Annotated in this window: 16 protein-coding genes and 2 tRNA genes; 4 read left to right on the forward strand and 14 right to left on the reverse strand. The window is 32.6% G+C overall.

Annotated features, from left to right (window positions below; translation table 4 throughout):
* Positions 1 to 276 precede the first annotated feature (276 nt).
* From ABDB96_RS00800 to ABDB96_RS00825, 6 genes are all read right to left on the reverse strand, one after another.
* Complete coding sequence (locus ABDB96_RS00800; RefSeq protein ID WP_343251621.1) at positions 277 to 1,317, reverse strand: hypothetical protein; 1,041 nt, start codon at positions 1,315 to 1,317, stop codon at positions 277 to 279.
* Positions 1,298 to 1,933, reverse strand: coding sequence for a DAK2 domain-containing protein (locus ABDB96_RS00805; RefSeq protein ID WP_343251622.1), 636 nt, complete (start codon positions 1,931 to 1,933; stop codon positions 1,298 to 1,300). The genes ABDB96_RS00800 and ABDB96_RS00805 overlap by 20 nt, the downstream gene beginning before the upstream one ends.
* A gap of 72 nt (positions 1,934 to 2,005) precedes the next feature.
* Positions 2,006 to 4,102: an ATP-dependent zinc metalloprotease FtsH gene (gene ftsH / locus ABDB96_RS00810; RefSeq protein WP_343251623.1), complete on the reverse strand. Its 2,097-nt coding sequence runs from the start codon at positions 4,100 to 4,102 to the stop codon at positions 2,006 to 2,008.
* Positions 4,103 to 4,282: 180 nt separating this feature from the next.
* Positions 4,283 to 4,879 (reverse strand): hypoxanthine phosphoribosyltransferase, encoded by a 597-nt coding sequence (hpt, locus tag ABDB96_RS00815; RefSeq protein ID WP_343251624.1) that lies wholly within the window; start codon positions 4,877 to 4,879, stop codon positions 4,283 to 4,285.
* A gap of 11 nt (positions 4,880 to 4,890) precedes the next feature.
* Positions 4,891 to 5,355, reverse strand: coding sequence for a 2-C-methyl-D-erythritol 2,4-cyclodiphosphate synthase (gene ispF, locus ABDB96_RS00820; RefSeq protein WP_343251625.1), 465 nt, complete (start codon positions 5,353 to 5,355; stop codon positions 4,891 to 4,893).
* Between the two features lie 137 nt (positions 5,356 to 5,492).
* Positions 5,493 to 5,759 (reverse strand): HPr family phosphocarrier protein, encoded by a 267-nt coding sequence (locus ABDB96_RS00825; RefSeq protein WP_343251626.1) that lies wholly within the window; start codon positions 5,757 to 5,759, stop codon positions 5,493 to 5,495.
* A 194-nt stretch (positions 5,760 to 5,953) separates the two neighbouring features.
* Between ABDB96_RS00825 and ABDB96_RS00830 the strand changes: the two genes are divergently transcribed.
* Both ABDB96_RS00830 and ABDB96_RS00835 read left to right on the forward strand, forming a co-directional pair.
* A tRNA-Ser gene (locus ABDB96_RS00830) sits at positions 5,954 to 6,044 on the forward strand.
* Between the two features lie 40 nt (positions 6,045 to 6,084).
* Positions 6,085 to 6,175 (forward strand) — tRNA-Ser (locus ABDB96_RS00835).
* A 94-nt stretch (positions 6,176 to 6,269) separates the two neighbouring features.
* On the opposite strand, the gene ABDB96_RS00840 is transcribed toward ABDB96_RS00835, so the two are convergent.
* Positions 6,270 to 7,157, reverse strand: coding sequence for a hypothetical protein (locus ABDB96_RS00840; protein WP_343251627.1), 888 nt, complete (start codon positions 7,155 to 7,157; stop codon positions 6,270 to 6,272).
* Between the two features lie 301 nt (positions 7,158 to 7,458).
* On the opposite strand from ABDB96_RS00840, the gene rplM reads away from it, so the two are divergent.
* Complete coding sequence (rplM, locus tag ABDB96_RS00845; RefSeq protein WP_343251628.1) at positions 7,459 to 7,920, forward strand: 50S ribosomal protein L13; 462 nt, start codon at positions 7,459 to 7,461, stop codon at positions 7,918 to 7,920.
* A 2-nt stretch (positions 7,921 to 7,922) separates the two neighbouring features.
* A complete protein-coding gene (gene rpsI / locus ABDB96_RS00850; protein WP_343251629.1) occupies positions 7,923 to 8,321 on the forward strand; it encodes a 30S ribosomal protein S9 in 399 nt (132 codons plus the stop codon).
* A 61-nt stretch (positions 8,322 to 8,382) separates the two neighbouring features.
* On the opposite strand, the gene ABDB96_RS00855 is transcribed toward rpsI, so the two are convergent.
* The 7 genes from ABDB96_RS00855 to ABDB96_RS00885 all read right to left on the reverse strand — a co-directional run bounded on the left by ABDB96_RS00855 (position 8,383) and on the right by ABDB96_RS00885 (position 19,263).
* Entirely contained in the window at positions 8,383 to 9,303 is a 921-nt protein-coding gene (locus ABDB96_RS00855) for a PfkB family carbohydrate kinase (protein WP_343251630.1), read from the reverse strand.
* Between the two features lie 2 nt (positions 9,304 to 9,305).
* Entirely contained in the window at positions 9,306 to 11,375 is a 2,070-nt protein-coding gene (locus ABDB96_RS00860; RefSeq protein ID WP_343251631.1) for a PTS fructose transporter subunit IIABC, read from the reverse strand.
* 81 nt (positions 11,376 to 11,456) lie between these two features.
* Entirely contained in the window at positions 11,457 to 12,215 is a 759-nt protein-coding gene (locus ABDB96_RS00865; RefSeq protein WP_343251632.1) for a hypothetical protein, read from the reverse strand.
* Positions 12,216 to 12,224: 9 nt separating this feature from the next.
* On the reverse strand, positions 12,225 to 13,316 hold the full coding sequence (locus ABDB96_RS00870) for an aminopeptidase P family protein (RefSeq protein ID WP_343251633.1): 1,092 nt from the start codon (positions 13,314 to 13,316) through the stop codon (positions 12,225 to 12,227).
* A 2-nt stretch (positions 13,317 to 13,318) separates the two neighbouring features.
* Entirely contained in the window at positions 13,319 to 13,480 is a 162-nt protein-coding gene (gene rpmG / locus ABDB96_RS00875; RefSeq protein ID WP_343251634.1) for a 50S ribosomal protein L33, read from the reverse strand.
* A 1,067-nt stretch (positions 13,481 to 14,547) separates the two neighbouring features.
* Positions 14,548 to 15,447 carry a hypothetical protein gene (locus ABDB96_RS00880; RefSeq protein ID WP_343251635.1) on the reverse strand — a complete coding sequence of 300 codons (900 nt, stop codon included), beginning with the start codon at positions 15,445 to 15,447 and terminating at the stop codon, positions 14,548 to 14,550.
* Positions 15,448 to 15,612: 165 nt separating this feature from the next.
* Positions 15,613 to 19,263, reverse strand: coding sequence for a DUF3713 domain-containing protein (locus tag ABDB96_RS00885; protein WP_343251636.1), 3,651 nt, complete (start codon positions 19,261 to 19,263; stop codon positions 15,613 to 15,615).
* Positions 19,264 to 19,265: the final 2 nt, after the last annotated feature.

Raw genomic sequence — 19,265 nt, forward strand, 5'->3', positions numbered from 1 at the left:
GCTTGAAAGCAAAGCATTTTTTCATAAACAACTTAAACGATGCATATTTTCTAGTCGAATGTCTCCTAAAATTTAAGGAAAACATTTGTTATTTAAAATAAATTTTTAGTCATGAATTCATGGCTTAAGTAATCTTAAAAAAGGTTCTCTTAAACCAAAAAAATCACTAAAAAACTAATTTGCTAATTGAATACTTGTTAAAAAAATAGGATCTAAAATTGTTGAACTATTAAAATAAAAATGAAGAAAATAATAAAAAACAGCAATAATTTTCAATTAAATTTTTACTGTAGATTGGCTAACTTTAAGAATCGGATCAATTTTACTGTTTAATTTTTTTGTTGCTTCTTGAAATGAGAGAAAGTTAAATTGGGTTTCAATAATTTTCATTAAACTTGCTAATAATTTTAAATAGGCAACATCATGATTTGCTTGTCTTCTTAAATTTTCTTGAAAATTAGCAACACTTTCATAAGATTGTAATTTACTATTCATAAACATTGCGGGAACTAAAGCAATTAAATAAAGATCATTAGGTGTATTCAAAAGATCAAATTTTCACGACACCATATTTTGTGCAAATAAAAATTCATCAATTAATTCAAAAATCGTCTGCCATTGTTCATCAAACTTTGCACCATTAACTGCGTACAAATGAAAATGATGAATCGGCTTTTGATAAGTTAAATTAATATTGTTAACTATGATTTCTTGTTGGCTATTAAAATTAACAATTTCTGAACTTAAATAGAAAACATTAGGTCCAATTGAACTACCTTTAGCAATAATAATTTTCTTAACGTTTGCTTGGTCATATAGGGTTTTTTTTGCAAATGAACTTGTAAAATCAATGTGGCCGTAAGTGATGTTCAAAGTTGGTTCTTGAAACTGTAAAAAAAACCAACCGGATCCGCTTGATGGTTCATAAAAACGCTCCATTCATGAGCTGGTAAAATTGACAATTTCAAATTTGGGTTCAGACAATAAACTGAAAGTTGAAACCTCTGCATTGCGTTGAATATTTGTGATCAATTGCTCTTCGTAATTACCATTATTGAATCGCTGAAAACGTTTGATTCTTAGAAAAAAACCAATAAAAACAACGATCATCAAAATTCCGGTTAGACTAATGCTTGTAATTAAAACAGGGAGGTATGCTCTTGTGTTTTTTCAAGAAAATTCATTAATGGTTAAAAGAACAATTAAAGCAATTATTAAGATAATAATAACTTGAATAAAATAACGATTTTTCTGCGGGTTCAATAACCACTTATCAAGTCAAAAAAAACCAACTTGATTAACTTTGATTTTTTTCAAGGGCGACCTCGCTTCATGTTTGCTGAAAAATTTTTAATAAGAAATAAATGAATAACGCTCCGCTATCATGTAAACCAATTGCCCTTTTTCCAAGATATCTAGATAGGCCAATTTTGCTCCGAATCATTTGTAATTTCTTTAAAATCGCTGTCACTTTTTTTAAACAGCTGTTCAAGATCCAATCAACTGGTTCATCATAATGATTGCTAACTCATTCAGACAATGGTAGCAAGACGTCAAAAAATGATTTTTCATTTATTTTAATTTTGTATTTGTTTTGCAAAAATAAAGTACTCCTGTACAAATTGATACAAATGCTTTTTGGAGTATAATTTTCATTTACTGTAAGTTCAGCAAAATTAATAAGAAGCGTCGCAAACAAAACAGCAAATTCACCTTCAACAATATGATAAAAAAGGTCGGCTAAATCAGCTAAAATTTTTTGCGGAGAATTAAAATCATAAGCATCTAAATTACAAGAAACTTCTTGAAAGAAATTATTAATTCGTGAACCAAATGTACCATCACTTAATTGCGTATCAATTTGATTAATTTGGGATTCTTCTTGGGCAAAAAAAGTAATTAAATTAAATAAATATTTTTTGAAAAAACCCATAAAAATGATCCAAGAAAAAAGTAACAAGATTTGAAGCAGAAAATCATTTATAAAATCTATGCCACATTTTAATTAAGCATTAGGTGCAGTTGGTTTCTCTTTAACTGATTCAGTTGCTTTTTTCAAATCAATGGCACCTGGTGGCATTGTTTTGTTTTCATGGATGTAGTCAATATCTTTTTTAAGAATGGTTTCTTGAACTAACAAGGTTTGGACAATTAAATCGTGTTCATCGCGATTAGTTTCAATGATTTGTTTTGCTACTTGATATTGTTTTTCAATAATCTCATTAATGACCACATCAATAGCTTCAGCAGTTTTATCAGAATAAAGTTTCGCGTGCGGGCTAACAACTCCCTCGCTAGGAACAAATTGAGTCATTCCTAACCGGCTCATCCCCAGTTGGGTTACCATGGCACGAACGATGTTAGTTGCTTTATAAAAATCATTAGAAGCACCTGTTGTAATATTATCAGCACCATAAACTACTTCTTCGGCGGCTCGACCACCTAATGCTCCCGCAACGATATTTAATAGATCACTCTTGCGTTTCATTAACATTTCGGCATCTTTTGGTGTCGATAAGGTATAACCACCGGCTTGACCACGAGGAATAATGGTAATTTTTTGAACTTCTTCAACACCTTTTAAATGTAAACCAACAATGGCATGTCCTGCTTCGTGACACGCTGTTAACTTTCGGTCCTGCTCAGAAATCACGCGTGATTTTTTGGCAGGTCCAGCCATAACGCGATCGATCGCTTCATCTAAATCTTCAATGCTAATTGTGTTTTTCTTATTACGAACTGCAAGTAAGGTCGCTTCGTTCAAGACATTTTCCAACTGGGCACCACTAAAGCCTGGGGTGCGTCGTGCGACATCTTCAAGATTAACTTTGCTCGAAAGATTTTTATTGGCCGCATGAATTTTTAAAATAGCGGTACGTTCTTTAACGTCTGGCAAGGTAACTTGAATGTGCCGGTCAAAACGTCCGGGTCGTAATAAAGCCTCATCTAAAACGTCTAAACGGTTCGTTGCAGCCATCACAACAACCCCAGTTCGACTTGTAAAACCATCCATTTCCGCTAACAGTTGGTTTAAGGTTTGTTCGGCAACAGAATAATTGCTAATTTCAACCTTGCCCCGTTTGGAACCAACTGAGTCGATTTCATCAATAAAAATAATGCAAGGGGCGGCTTTTTTTGCCTTGGTAAACAAGTCTCTAACCCGTTTCGCACCAACTCCGACTAGCATGTCTTCAAAAGCTGATCCAGTCACTTGGAAAAACGGGACATTTGCTTCACCAGCCACCGCTTTGGCTAATAAGGTTTTTCCTGTGCCAGGAGGACCATATAAAATTACTCCCCGTGGTGATCTTGCTCCCATTTGGGCATAGCGTCCTGGGTTCTTTAGGTAATCAACAATTTCAATTAATTCATTTTTTTCTTCCTGAATACCAGCAACATCGGTAAATTTTACAGTTGATTTCGCTAGTTTTGCTTGCGATCTTCCGATCGTAAAAACACTTTCAGCACCTTCGCCGCTGCCGCCAAGACCACGATTAGCAAAACGATAGATGAAGTAGATAATTAACGCATAGAAAACAAAAGGCAATAAAGCAGTAATAATGTTAGTTACAATTGCAGCATTTGCATTTGGGACTTGGATTGATCCAATTTGCAACAATCGTGCTAAACCTTGGTTTTGAGCATTTCCATTTGTCCCTTGACCAAGACTATATTGAGTGCCACCAATAGAGATTGTTTGGTTTAATTTATCAATTTTTAAATTACCGATCGTATATATCGGATCGCCATTACTATTGTGAGTGAACTCGCCTGAAACAAAAACGTTGCGGCCCCCAATATTGAAAACGACATTATAGTGACTATTACTAACGTACTGGGTTAAAAGATTCGAAGCTGGTAAATTAATCACTTGTCGATTCGGGCCATTGTTAACCCGTGCTGTTAACTGACTTCCGTTTCATTGGATATCACTTAAGTATACAGTTGGGGTTGACGGTAAGGTTCCAACCACAATTAACGCAACAATAATACCGATAATTACCGACCAAACAATTGATTTAATAATAATGGAGCGTTTTTTTCTTGGATCCATTTTCGATTCAGTAATTTTATCAGTTGGATTCGCTTTGGCTTTAACCATTGGTTTTTTCCTTTCTCAATTATTTCTCATGTGGCACTAACAAATATTGAAATCTGAAACTACTATAAATTGTTGTAAATTATATATTAATATTAGCAAATCGACAATTTCTGTCCAAAGATCAGATAATCGGATTGTTCTTAAATTCCTACAAATGAGAATTTTATTTGGTTAATTGCCTTACTTTTCTAGTGAAGGTTTTATCGCGGTAATCACTTCTTTTTTAAGCGTGCCAACATAAGGTAAATTGCGCAATAATCCCTGGTAATCTAAACCAAAACCAACAAGAAATTTATCAGGCAAACTAAAACATTTATAATCAATGTTCACAAAAATTTCGCGTTTGTCTTGTTTATCAATAAACGTTAATAGACTTACAGATTTGGCCCCACGCATTTTTAACATATCTAGGACTAATTTAATGGTATTTCCTGTATCAACAACATCCTCAACTAGCAATACATGCTGGTCTTTAACATCAATTGCTAAATCCATGACGATTTTGGGAGCACCAACAGCTTTTGTTTGTCCTTTAAACGAAGAAATCGTCATAAAATCTAAAAGCATATCAGATTGAATTAAACTAATTAATTTGCCAATAAAAGGGATGCAACCTTTTAAAATGCCAACCATTAAAAAAGTTTGATTATGGTATCTTTGATTAATCCATTGTGCAGCCGCCATACATCCAGCATCAACTTGTTTTCTAGAAATTAGTAATTCATCAATTCTAGGATCAATTGCTTCTTGTTCGAAAACGGTATTATCTTTTGGCATTATCACTTTTCCTACTTCTTGTGAATCATGACAACCACTTCGCAAGCGATTTGTTTTTTGGGTTCTTCGTAATGCTTCGCCTTGACATTAACAAATTCGCTCTTAAGAATTCGTTTTAAATTGTCAACTAATTGGTAGCGAATTGGGTCAATTTTAATGTATTCAACAAAAATATTCATGTCGACATTAACAATTTGTCATTTTGATTTTTGTAAAATTTTTAAAGTATGTAACAGGATTTTTTCCGATTCAAGATCTTTTAATTTTGGATCACTATCAGAATAAAAAGTGCCGACATCACCAAGGCCAGCAGCTCCAAGCAAGGCATCAGAAAGGGCGTGAAAAACCACATCACCATCTGAGTGGGCCACCACTTCATAGTCGCACTTAACACTAATTCCGCCAAGTTTAATGGTGTTCTTTTTTTTGCTTTTTAAATTATGATTATCAAAGCCTAAGCCTACCCGATATTCCATGATTTTTACCCCGCCTTTACTATAATTAAAAATTGAAGTTATATAATGAAAAAAAATCAAAATGAATAAATCATTTTGTTGTTTACAAGAAATGACTCACTTAAAGTTAATTAATCCTGACAAAAACTGTAAAAAAACTAAATAATCTGATTGTCTTCAAGACTTTTTTGAACAGCCATAACAGCCTCAGCTTCATCTTCGCCTTCAAAAAAGATTTCAAAACTATCACCTTGTTTAATTGCTAAAGACATTAAATTAATAATTGACTTCGCATCACCAGTAGTTCCGGCTTGGGTTTTAATGGTAGTTTTGGATTTAAATTTATTGGCCACTTGCACTAATTGAGTTGCAGGACGAGCATGCAATCCGGTAGGATCTTTTACAACTGCTTTAAAACTTTTCATAGCAACCTTCCTTAGATATTTATAATTGCTTGTTGTTATATATTTTACCAAAATTAATCATAGAATTTACTTGCTAAAAAGAAAAAGAATGAATAATTATTAAAAAATTTTCAAAACATAAGTTGATTTTTAATAAATAATCTAATGATTTTATCTAACGTTAAACAATTATTTATTTTATAATTTATAGCCACGGAGGTTTACCCAAGTGGCTGAAGGGGCAGGCTTGGAAAGCTTGTAGGTGTTTAACAACACGCGAGGGTTCAAATCCCTCAACCTCCGCCATATGTTATTAACAGTTATTATTAACTAATAACTGCTTCATGGAGATTTACCCAAGCGGCTCAAGGGGGCGCTCTCGAAAAGCGTTAGATGGATCAAACCATGCGAGGGTTCAAATCCCTCAGTCTCCGCCATTATTAGTAAAGTTACTCAAATTTAATTTGATAAAAATCCAAAAAAAATAACCAGTCGGATTGACTGGTTATTTTTTTTATGAAGAGGTTGCTATTAACTTAGTCTTTTGGAAAGGAATAATAAATGAATTAGTGATCAAATTAAACCAATTAAACCTACTAGTAAATAAAAACCATAACTAAGTGATAAACTGCGCAATAAACCTTTTTCACTATTATCGTAAGCTAGAAATTCTGAGTGTTGTTTTAATTGGCTAGTAATGTAAACAATATATAAAAGGTAAATAATACCACTAATAATTGTTGACACAATCATAATGATGGGACTAACACCCCTGCGGCCAAAACCAAAACTTAAACTAATAATCAATGAACCGATAATCCACGCAATGACTGCAAAAAATAAGAAGCGACCTAATTTGATTGATGCTTGGCGCGACATCGCTTTACCAATTGCAGCCATGGCAATAAACATTAAACCACCGATAGCAAACATTGACACCACATCAATTAATCGGTAACTGTCATCGACAAATTCAACTAATTTCACCCCAAAAAATACTAGAGCAAAACCAATGGCGTTAGCAAGAATGTAAAATCCAGTTGCAAAAACCATAAAGCCAAAGCCAATGGAACTTAAGCGAGGACGCATGAATCAACCCATAATGTTGGCTACTAAAATTAAAATTGGGCCTAAAGTTAATAAAACGTTAGTTAAATTTCGAACCTGTTGGCTAATTGGGTATAAGTTATACAATAGTTCGAATAAACCATAAGCAATAGCAAAAATTAAAGAAAAACAAATCCCTGTAATTAGAAATGATCTAGTCATCAATCGGGTTTGCGATTGATTAAAAATATATTTGCCCTCAGGACCATAAACTTCAGTATTGCTACCGTAGTTAACACGCCGTGGGTCATATTGAACTGAACCATGAGGATTATAATCATAAGATCGGTTATAAGAATCGTTTGATTTCATAAAACACCTCCGAATCATGATTTAACATTATAACAAAATGAAAAATATTAGATCAGATATAGATAAATAGAGTAATGTGGTTCAGTCTTGATTGCTAATTATTAACTACTAAAAAATGATGGTGCCTATCATGTTTTTTAGAACTTTACAAATAAAAATGACATTTTTTAAGAATGGATGTGTTATCTTCATCCATTTTAGGTATAATATTTACGCTTTGGGCACAAAATCAAGTGCAACACGTGGAAAATAAAAAACAAAGATCTTTAAAACAAGTCGAAAACGACGAGAAGGTTTTTATATGCAAAAGACAACAATGTTGAAAAAAGAAGAAACAATCAAAGCACGGAAATGGTACGCAGTTGATGCAACTAACATTGTGCTTGGTAAGTTAGCAGTAAAAGCAGCAAACTTATTACGGGGCAAAAATAAAGTTGATTTCACACCAAACCAAGATTGCGGCGATTTTCTCATCATTTATAACACTGATAAGGTTGTATTAACTGGAACGAAATTAGAAACTGAAAAATGGTACCGGCACTCCCAATACATTGGCGGAATTAAAAGCCGTTCTGGAAAAGAAATGTTACAAAACTATTCGGATAAATTAGTTTATGAAGCAATTGAAGGCATGCTACCAAAAAACCGGATTCGCAAACACATCATTCGTAAATTAAAGACATATAAAAATGATGCATATAAAGAAACCGCACAAACCCCAACGCTTTTAGATTGATCTTGCAAGAATAAGGAAACTAAATAATTATGGTCACAAACAATACATCTTTCTATGGTTTAGGGCGCAGAAAGTCTTCAATTGCTAAAGTGAAAATGACTCCCGGAACAGGAAAAGTTATTATTAACAGAAGAGAGCCAGGCCAATATTTTCCAAATAAGATTGTAATTCAAGACATGGAACAACCTTTGGAATTAACAAATACCAAAACATTGTATGATATTAATGTAGTAGTTAGTGGTGGGGGCTTTACCGGTCAATCGGGAGCAATCCGTTTAGGTATTGCCCGCACCTTAATTAAGATTAATCCTGACTTTAAAAAGATTTTAAAACAACGCAAATTAGTAACGCGGGATGCCCGTTGTAAAGAACGCAAGAAATTTGGTCTTTACGGTGCTAGACGTGCTCCACAATTTACCAAACGTTAAGATTTCATTTGTTTCTTAAGTTCAACTCTTTTAAAAAACACAAATGCTAAATTTGTGTTTTTTAATTATCAATTGTCACTTCTAGATTATTTAGCATTACTGGAATTTTTTTAACATCAACTAATCAGTTTGAACTAACTGCACTCAAAGCACACGCATTAGCATAAATAAAAGCGGCTTTTTCATCTTTTGACATGGCATAATGAGCAATAAAACTGCTTGTTAAAGTGTCGCCCGCACCAACAGTTGACTTAATTGTTATTGGATGTTTGGGTTTTACTCTAATTAATTGCTTGCTTTTACTTAGCATGTATGCCCCATTAGCTCCAGCACTAATGATCGGAATTTTTGCACCCCAGCTTTGATAAAGTTGTAACGCTTGTTTAATTTCCAAAAGATTAGTTAGTGCTAATTTAGTTGATCTTTGGGCTTCGTCAAAATTTGGCTTGTAAACTAAGGGTTGATAATTTAAAAATGAAGTAATATTATCCAAATCGATGTCAATGACAAAATTAATCTTTTTTTTATTGAGGTGTTGTAAGAAATTAGTTAGATAATTTTCATTCATTCTCCCCATAATTAAAACAACATCTTCATCACTATTTAAGTTGTCAAAATCGTGCAGAAAATGTTGATAACTAACTTGGTCGATAAGCAAGTTAGTGCCATTAATTTCAAAATAATGCTCACTACTATGGTATTTAACATTCGTTCTCGTGATGCCGTCAACGAGAAAATCCTTAACAACTAAGTTTTCTTGTAAACAAAGATTTTTAAAAAATAAATGATTAAGTTTTCCTAAAAAAACATAGTTAACAACCCGAAAACCTAAGCGTTGTAACGTAATGCCAGCATTGATCCCCTTGCCACCTGGTTTAAATTCGTAATGATCAACCCGGTTTAAGCCGTGGAGATTTAGGGCTTTATTACCATAAATTTTATAGTCAATGCTAGGGCTAAAAGTAACGGTATGAAAACGCATGTTTAAGCACTTACGACTTTTTTATGTTTCCAGAAATTTTTAAATTTTGATGAAGGTGTTGCTTGGTGCTTGTCGAAATATTTTCGTAATGCTCAAATGGTGAACATCGAAGCAATTGCTCCAGCAAAAATTGCAATTAAATACAAGCCAATTGCCGCCCCAATGTTAGCTGAAGTGGAAACGTTACTAAATAAATTGGTTTTTAATAAAGCAAAGACAAAGATGCCACCATGCGGTGCAGCAATAGTAATGCCTAAAGCTCCTGATAATAAACCAGTAATTGCCCCACTTATTAAGTTAGCAGGAATTAATACTTTCGGATTCGCTGCTGTAAAGGGAATCGCACCTTCAGATACAAACGAAAAGCCCATAACATAATTAACATAACCATTATTGCACTCTTCATCTGATCATAACTTTTTAAAGAACGATACACTTAAAGCAATTCCAAGTGGTGGTACCATCCCAGCAGCCATCGCTGCTGCCATGGCTAATGATTGACCACCACCTTGTAAAGTAGCCGCACTAAATACATAAGCCGCTTTATTAATTGGACCACCTAAATCAATTGCCATCATTAATCCTAAAACTAGTCCTAATAAAGGAGCAAGATAAGGAGCACTCATTAATTGTAAAAACAGCTTAAATCCATAGTTTACATAAATTAAAGGGATATTAATGATTCAAAAAATAAAAGCAATAATCAATGTTCCAAGTAGGGGAATAATTAAAATGTTTTTAATTCCGTTAAAAGACTTTGGTAATCAATTCAAAGCATAACGACTAAAAACAATGAGCATTGTCGCACTAAAGATACCACCAACAATTGCCCCGAAAAAACCACTAGCAGCCGTTGACATTGCCGTAAAATCAACCTTACCCGTCTGCAAATTAATGTCAAATAAGAATTGAGCATTGGAAATTAAACCGCAAATAAATCCGGGTAAAATCCCAATTTTACCAACTAAACCATAGGCAGTATATGCTGCTAATAGTGCAACAATTAAGCCAAAGGAAAGGCCACCCAAACGGTTAAATCATAACGCCACAACACTGCCACTTCCAAAATTGCTTTTTCCAGCATTATTAATATCGATTAAAAAACTAATAGCAATTAGAATGCCGCCAAAAATAACAAATGGTAGCATGTATGATACACCAGTCAAAATCGCTTTATACAACCGTTTGCCAAACCGCTTAAAACTTAATTCAGAATCGTCGACTGCTGTTATATGACGTTGCCCCGGACGATTTATTGATCCTAAAGCAACGCCTTTATTCATTAATAGATCGTCAATTTGTTTCTTAGCGTTTTTAATTACTGCTCCCGTTGAAACTTCTAATACATTTTGGTGGCTTTTAAAGCGCGATAAATCAATATTCCGGTCGAGTGCTAAAATAACACCTTTACAATTAGCAATCTCGCTTTCACTTAAACGGTTAGCAATTCCTTCGGTTCCTTGCGTTTCCACTTTAATTTTTAACTTCATTTCTTCAGCAGCAGTTTCTAGTGATTTAGCAGCAATAAAAGTGTGGGCAATTCCAGTTGGACAAGCCGTGACTGCTACAAGATCATAACTTGGTCCAGATTCTGCTTTTGCTTGTTTAGTTTGATTAGAACTAGAGTAAGTTTTTACTAAATCGATTAACTGCTCATAAGTACTAATTTCGTTCAAGCCAGTTTTAAACTTATCTTCTAAAAGTAACCGACTTAATTGAGCGATTAACTGCAAGTGTTCGTTTTGAGCACTTTTTTTGTTTAAAGCAATCGTAAAAATGTATTGTACGGGTTGATTATCTAGTGCATTTCAATCAAGGGGTTTAACTTTAACAAACGCAACAACATTATTTGTAATTGCATCATTTTGAACATGGGGAATGGCAAAACCACCACCAATTCCCGTACTAACTTGATTTTCGCGATGGATTAATCCGTCAAAAACTTGTTTTTCATTGTTCGCACAACCATAGGTGACAAGCTGTTTAGCAATTCATTGCAAAGTATCATTTTTGGACGTAAATTCTTGGTTAAAACTAACCAAATTACCATTAAATAATTCAATTAATTCCATTTGTATCTTTTGCCTTTCTCTTTAGAAATCATTATAGTTGAAAGAAAAGACACTTATAAAATGTTTGTAACGAATTTGTTTTTAACTGCTAACACGTTTTTTGCGAAAGAGATTTTTAAAGTCAATCTTGTAATTTAAACCATAAAACCAAAAGATTAAAGAAATAGCCATCATAATCTGTAAAACAACAACCCAAATCCCAAAAGCAGTGGGTACTAGATTAAAAGCAAAGATCATCCCAGAATTGTTTCTAATAACTTCACGAACTTTAAAACTAAGACCAAAAGTTGTGCCAACATCAATTGTTGTAAATGATTTAGGAAATAAATTTTGGTTATTAATGCTAATGCCAATAACCCCAATAATTAGAAAAATGAAATAAGTGACAGTTGTTGAACCAACAATACTAATTCATTGCTTCTTATTTGCTTTATCTAAGTTTGTAAAAAATGGGTCCTTAAAATAAGCGTAAATGTACGAAATTAATAACAAAATGGAGATAATAACAAAAACAGTAGCCACAATACCATACGGGGAAACAGTATAAACATTTGCTTGTTCACTGCTAGCGACTGTGTTTCCAGGAATTTCATATAGCCATAATCTTGTTGCCGATCGATCATTAGTGTTCATAAATCTAACTTGATTAGGTGCTAAAATTGCAATCACAATTAACAGCATGGTAATTAACATGACAATTATTGTTGAAAAAGCAATAAAGATCACAAAACCTTTCGGCCGGCGTGTTAAAAGCGAACTTTGAGGATTAACCTCAGCATCATGCTGGGCGTTTTGCCATTTTCATAATTTATCTTCAATTTGATTGGATCAACCAGTCATGAAATTTTCCTAAAGATGTAAACGCTTAATTTTTTCAGATAATCAAACTGATTTTTTGGATTTAACTAAAACCATGTCTTCAATCCGAATCCCACCAACGCCAGGGATGTAAATTCCTGGTTCAATAGTAACAATGGAATTTGCCATTAAAGGGCGATTGTAACCGGGCGAAACATTCGGTAATTCGTGAACATCATAGCCCACACCATGACCCGTACTGTGCACAAAAAATTTAGCGAATTCACTATTATTTATGTGTTCGCGACAAATCCCATCAACATCTTTCCCTGACATTCCCGACTTGACTTTGCTAATTCCTAGCATGTTGGATTCATCGACGGTTTTATAAGCATTAATTAATCGGGTATTTTTAGGTTTTTTACCAACAACTCAGGTACGGGTAATGTCTGAACAAAAACCTTCATAAACTGTCCCAAAATCGCAAGTTACAAAGTCGCCATCTAAAAATTTACGATTACTAGGCTGGTGGTGGGGAATCGATCCGTTTGGCCCAGAAGCAACGATGGGATCAAATGAATTCTTATCACCACCGGCTTCGATTAAGGCAATTGTAATTTTTTTAGCTAAATCAATCTCGGTCATCCCTTTTTTAATTCATTCAGGCAACTTGTTACCAACTTTAGCTGTGATCTCAATGACTTTGGTAATTTTTTCAATTTCTGACGGAGTTTTAGCAGCCCGTAATAATTTTGATTCAACTACTGTTCATTTTTCACAAATATCTTCCAATAACTTATTGTTCTCATAAGTTAAATATTCGCCTTCAATTAACAAGTGTTTTACCTTCATTTTTTTTGCTATTTCATAAATTAATTTAGGTGAATTGTACAAAACAACTTCAACGTCTTTGATTTGTTTTACAGCCGTTTCATAATAACGAGCGTCAGTTAATAAAACAGCCCGGTTTTTATTAATAAATAAATAACCAAAAGAGCTGCGAAATCCCGTAAATCATTCGCGGTTCTGGTCAGATGCTAAAAGAATGGCATCAGCTTTATGGGATGCTAATGTTTCAGTAACAACCCCATGTTTAAAAGCAAAATCGGTTGATAAATTATTTTTAATTTTTTTAGTTGCCATTTTTATTTCTTCTTAATTTCCTTATGAACGGTTGCCTTTTTACAGCGTGAGCAGTACTTATTTAATTCCAGTTTCTCTGGATTTTTTTTGGAATTTTTATGGGTTATGTAATTGATTTCAGAGCAATCTTTACAACTTAATCTTGTGCCACGTTTTACAGCCATACGCTTATAATACTCCTAAAACTTAAGTGATTCACATCACAAATTAATATTAGTTTATTATATATTATAAATGCTGACCTTTAAAAGGCAATATTTATTAAGTAAATCAAAAAACGACAATTTCTTTTTAAATCTAGCAATTATCTTATGAAGATTAGATCTTTAACCGAATTGATTTGTCAAGATATCTTATAGAAAAATAGATTTGAGTTAGGTTAATGCTAGAAAATAATTAATAAATATTTAAATGAATTTTGAAGTGTTCTATTATTGAGCAAAAGGTTTTTAAACTAACAATAAAAAATCCATTTTTTAGTTTACCAATGCAAAAATAACTGGCGATTAAACAGGAAAATAAAATCTAAAGATTAACCAAAATAATAATATTCTTAATAATGAACCAATGATTATTAAAAGTATCTAGTTACAAATTACTTGTTAGTCATGATAAACAAAGAATAAAATTGCATTTTAGTTCATCACTAATGTTATTTAAAACACAGCCAAACTTTGCCTTTGATAAATAGATTTGAATCATGACTTATGAGTAAAATAATGTAAACGTGGGCAAATGATCTTGTTAGTATTAATTTCAAAACTACGTTAAAAAAATAAGGTTAAAGATAAAACAAGAAATAAAGATCTTTTTGTCAACAAAAATCCGTGTTTTTCAATTAATGCATTTATTCAAAAAAAATAAAACAGTTAACTTGATTGTTTTTAATACATTGCTTTCATGATCAGATTGTCAAAATAGGTCATGTTTGAAACAATAAGTTTACAGGTCATTTTAACAATTATAAAAACCTAAATAAAGTGAGTTACACAAAATAAACTTGGAAATCATTTAAAACTAGAAAATCAAACAAGATAGTGAGTTTTAAACTATAGAACTAATCATTAAACTTTAAATACTGCAACTAAAAAACAAAAAGTGCCAGAATATGGCACTTTTAAAATTAATAACTTAAAAAAATACACGTTTAGGATAAAAAACTTTTATTGAAATGTTAGTTTATTACAACGACTGCTTTCTAAATTTTAAATAATTTTTAAACGAAATTTCACTAAATAGTTTTAGCTTTCTTCTCTAACATAATTTCTTCAGTTCTGTAAACTACTAAAAACAATAATAATTCATCTAACATTTTAATTTTTTCTTTTTCATCAGTCTTTTCGTATTCGGAAGAAAGTTCATATTTTTTGCCCTGCTGGTTATTGTCATTTTCGTGATGCCTAATAATAGCATTAATACGAGGTCTCCAATAACTCGTTAATTTTTCTTCAGATAATAAATTACCTTTATACTTTTTTCCTATATTTTCAAACATTGGTTTTTGTAAATTAAAAAGTACTTGATTTTTATCAGAAGCACTGGTTGCCTTTTTATATTTAAAAATAATTTCTAATAATTTTGTTTTATCTATGCTTTCAGGAAGAATTTCAGTAATAATTTTAATTTGCACTGGCATTAATTCAATATGTCAAGTTTTAAAATGTCAATTAGATCAATTAATTTTTTTCTTTTTCACTAAACTGTATCCAAAAACTTGCTCAATTCTATTTTTAAATTTTTCTCATATTGATTCGATATTATCAAGTCACTTATCGTTTTTTTCTCTTTTTTTTATACGAATTAAATACTCACGATAATAAGGTAAAAAGTTTGCTAAAAAATAAAAATAAAGATACTCACGATTGTGATACTTGCTATTAATGTAAACATAATCGAAAAAATATACTTCTCAAAATTCATGAGGATCTATATTTTCAAAGATTTTTTTTACAAATTCATGATGTTTTTTTATTAATATCATTTCTCTTCATAGTGGTGTATAACATTTTCTCTTTTCAGTATCGGAGTCAAACAAAGGCTTGAATCAGTTTTCTAATCAGTATTCTTTTAATTTCCCTTGTTCTGTTGCATCTTTCACCATATTTTTTATCATGTTTTTAATTACATCCATATTTTTCTTATTGGTACATTGTTAATACTAACACACAGATTTTTTCTAAGCAATCATACTCTAAAAAACAAATAAAATCAATTCCCCTTTAGTTTTTAAACTTTTAAAAGAAAATGATTTATGAAAACCTTTGCAAAAGTATAAGACTAGAGTTTAGTTATATCACTAGAAATTGCTGGCATTTTGGGTTACTCAAGTATTACCTAATGCATCATATAACCGTTTATCACCCGATAAGATGAATGCACCTCTTTGTGCATTGGTTGTGTTTGTTATTTGGTAACTACTATTGGCAATCAAATCCTTCATCGCCATTGCTTGCGTGCTAGTATCCATCGCTTGTTGGGCAACAACTGCTAAAAATGCATGCAAACTTAAACCAAGACGTCCGGTATTTGCTCCACTAGCACTATTCCAACTTTGTGTTCCCAATGCAGCAACATCTCTAAAATTAATTTGACTAATATAAGCGGCAATAATTGTGCGTTTGCCATCTTCACTTAACGGTTGTGATTTTAAAAAAGCATCATGGCGACCATTGGTCCCATTAACCGCAGCCTTTTGTCGCCCAATGTATCCCGAAAAACGCATAAAGTAACTATCATTTAAATTACTAATTTGTCTTAAAATGTATGCTTTTTTTTGCGTAAAGTTTAAAACATCTTTACCCTTATCGTCCTTTTGAAAGAAATTCGAGACAACAATTCCAGCCCGATTTGACAATTGGTTAACAACAGTTGTTAGTTCGGTAATATCACTAATTTTATTAATATATGTTTTTAAACTATTTAAATCGCCATATTGGTATAGTGATCCTTGACTACCTGAGGCAAAATAGTTATTATAAGCAGCGGTTGCAATTTTGGAATTGACATTGCCTGTGCTAGAACTTGTTGATAGTCCTTCAAAGCCATAAAAATAGTTATTGCCATTGGTACCGTTACCATCTTTAGTGTAATTATAATAATGGCTTGATTCGTTAAAGACATTAACTTTAGGAATAACGTTATTATTGGATGACATGTTTTGTATGTTATTCATGCCGTTGCCATTGCTAATATTATTCCAATTGGTTTTTTCAGTACCTTGAATGAAGTTATTATTAGGCTCAAACTTACTAATCGGATCATTTGCACCGTTCATGCCATTTGTGCTATTATTAGTCAAAGAATCGGGATTGGTCGGAACGGTTCATGACACCATCGCTTGTGTACCATTAAAAATTTGGGTTTGTAAAATTGCTTTGAAATTTGCTAAATTGTTTCTTAATAAGTAAGTTAATGTGTATAAAAAGGTGTAGTAATTAATCGCGTCGCTTGAATATGGCAAATTAGCAATTTGTTTCGCCTTTCATGCTTTGTCAATTTTTTGGTTTAATTCTTCTTGAGTTTTAAATAAACCATAGGTAATCTTGCTTGGTAAACTATTAAAAACAGATTGCTGGTAATAAGTTCTAATCACTTCTTGTAAGACATCTTTAGAAATATTGCCATATCCTTTAATACCATCAGTTGAACCAGTGCCATTATTAGTAGATGCTGTAGTTTCATAAATATCATTGAAATCTTTATTACCAAAAAAGTAATCAGTTTTAATTTGATTGGTAGTTTCAGTTGAACCAATAGTTGAATGGATTGCTAAATTAGCAGCTAAAGAATAATCACTTAAGCTTGCAGAGTTTAAAAAAACAAATTGGGAAAATGGCAGCGGTCTAGCAACTGAAACATTTAAACGATTCGTAAGGTTTTCAGTTTGTTTAACTAATTCGCTGCGTGCTTTAATAGTTGCATCACTAAATAAGTGGAAACTATTACCCTTAGTAGCATTGGACATACTAGTTAATTGACGATAGTATTCACTAATACCAAAGTAATCACCATCACTTTGACGAACGTAAGGTAATGGAGCAGCAATCCCAATTTTTGTTAAAGTATTGGCTTTAACTAGATCAATATAGGTTTTGCCCCAAGCGTCTAATTTAGATTGCTCACTAGCAACTGCACTTTCAATTTTTTGGGCATTACTATAACTATACCAAGCATTAACATAATCTTTGGCATCGTTGTATAGTTTAGTGATGGAAGTTTTAAACGCACTATTTGAAGGTAAATTTAAAAAGTTACTATTATTGTTGGCGAAACTATTAGCATTAGTTGCAGCATCGCCAAGGATTTTAAACAAAAGCGTTTCTTGATTGGCATTAAATCAAGTTGATAAGATTGATTTTAAATCAAAGGTGTATTTTAAATCAGCACTAATCCCATTAGGAATACTTGCTAAAAGGGCCCGAAATTTTAAAAACTGGCTTTGTTTAACAACATCGCGGCCTTTATCATTATTGCCATTATTTCCACTATTTGCTACACCCAAATAATACTTGCCGCCATCAATTGCTAAAAGATGGACACCATCCGTAGCCCGGAATAAAATGAATTGGTCTGCTTCTTTCCCACCAGTATTGTTATTCATGCTATTGTCATTCATATTCATGGCATCATTACTTTTTGGCAAAGTCACATTATAAATATGAGTCGTGCTATTAGATTCAGTCAATTTTTTGTAATTATTGTAAAAACTATCGGTCAAATTGGGTGCAATTTTTACATAATCACTATTTGCGGCAAATCATGCTGTATTTGGATCACCATTTGAAGTACGTAAAAAGTTATCCATAATGCTAGTAGCACTTAACGCCACAGGGCTACCAACATTATCCATATTATTCGTTGCAGTTTTACTTACTCGCAAGTATTGTTGGACAAAAGCTGCAGTAACTTCAACTGGATTGGAACCAGCAAACATCTCGCTAGCAGTTAATAAAATTTTACCTGGATTGTTACTAGATAAACTGCCTGGAATGTCAATAGTATGGTTTTTTGAATCAACATATTTCGACAGACCATTAGCACCGCCTACAATTGTTTTATAAGCATTATTGCCTTTGGCATTAACCACACTTGAATCATTATTGAAAGCTTGGAACGCATATGATGCGGTTAAATTTGATGCACCAATGGTTTGTTCATCAAAGATTTTAGCAAGTCCACCATTTTCGGGAACTTCGTTCGCAAACACAGCTTGTGAAATTAAGTTCGGATTTTCGTCGTGAACTCAATAATTAAAAATGGCATTTTGAATGTCAGCAAAAGTTTGGTTGGTATTTTGGCGAATGGTTTCAGAATTATTCGGTTCAATTTGGTTATAACCACCAGCACTAAATTTAATTGAATCCCATTTAGTTGGATCATTAATTTGGTCAACAGTTGGGTTATTAACAACCGAACCATCAGCATTAGTTAGATTTAAAAAAGTGGAATTGGCCGCAAAAATCCGGTTATAAAAATCACTAATGACCCGTTGACGTAACTGGCTAGTTTTTCAAGTTTCTTGTGTTCCGCCAACTGGATCTAAAATATTGGTTTGTAAACGAACTAAATAATCATTGCGAAACTGTTTTTGATAATCTTTAACTTGTTTATCCCAATCCTTATTAATTTCGGTTTCAAAATTGCGATAAGCATTGCGTACCGTACCGTCTTTATTGTTCTTGTACCAATTAGTCAAAACATCAGCTAACCGGTCTTTAATGAATGCACTATAACCATTTCTTTGCAATAAACTGCTGTTTAAAACGGCTGTTGGTGAACCACTTTTCGAACTAGAAAAATTGCGGGTTCTGGAATTGTTAAATAATGATTGCAAAGTCGCAGTTGATGGATTACTACATGAAGCAATAATCAACCCAATGCCAGCAAGGGCATTTAGAGCAAAAAAAGTTGTCCAAAGTTTGGCTTTATTAGTTTTGATTTTTTTCATGT

It is taken from the genome of Mycoplasma amphoriforme A39 (assembly GCA_000723365.1).
Classification (GTDB): domain Bacteria; phylum Bacillota_I; class Bacilli_A; order Mycoplasmatales; family Mycoplasmoidaceae; genus Mycoplasmoides; species Mycoplasmoides amphoriforme.